Origin of the sequence: Mesorhizobium tamadayense (assembly GCF_003863365.1) — a bacterium.
GTDB lineage: Bacteria > Pseudomonadota > Alphaproteobacteria > Rhizobiales > Rhizobiaceae > Mesorhizobium > Mesorhizobium tamadayense.
In genome coordinates, this window is sequence record NZ_RQXT01000198.1 from 1 (window position 1) to 683 (window position 683).

The 683-nt window shown below is 58.7% G+C and carries 2 pseudogenes; one reads left to right on the top strand and one right to left on the bottom strand.

Annotated elements, in window-relative coordinates:
• Positions 1–195 precede the first annotated feature (195 nt).
• Positions 196–350 (bottom strand): annotated as a pseudogene (locus EH240_RS37225) (Mu transposase domain-containing protein); the annotation flags it as partial.
• 188 nt (positions 351–538) lie between these two features.
• Here EH240_RS37225 and EH240_RS37230 point away from each other — a divergent pair.
• Positions 539–683 (top strand): annotated as a pseudogene (locus EH240_RS37230) (IS1380 family transposase); the annotation flags it as partial.

The window sequence follows — 683 nt, forward strand, 5'->3', positions numbered from 1 at the left end:
TCCGCACCAGCGGCATGGAGCCGGACATAGCGCGCCGGCATCGAGAGGGGGCGCGTCTCCGATTGTCCGCAGCAGTGCATGTTGTCGCAAGCCTCAAGGTTGACCGTGTAGTGCGGGAGGTTGGCGCCTTGACGACGACAAAGAACTGCGGTCGGCAGAGAATGACTGTGCGCTCTAATTGGGAATGATCGGCCACACCCGGCCCGCATGACGGATGATAACTCGACCGGCCAGAAGCACTACCTGAACGTTCTCGCCGATCACACGCCAAGGCACTGAGCAGCTGCTCGCATTGAGGTCGATATCGCGCAGTCACGTAGATGTCCGAACTGCGCCCGGCCTGCAAGCGGCGAAGCGCACCGGTCTCAGCGACAAAACCGTTCCGCAGGCGCACGACGGGGTGATCATATTAGCCGAACGCCTGGGCTAGCTGCAGTCGAACTAGCCTGAATTTCTCAAAGCAGGTGGTGCATCGGCTCTGCGAATCTGTAAAACTGCTTTTGCAACAAAGGCTTAACGGATTCACGGAAGAGAGCCGATGCAAACAGACTGTATCTCCGAGCAGCGCGAATTTGAAGGCTTTGACGGCCACAAAGTTGTCGCCGGTTTCGATGGCGGTGCCATCACCTCGGACGCCGGCATGCTTCTGTTGCGCCATACCGACAAGGCCATTGGCCTGTTCA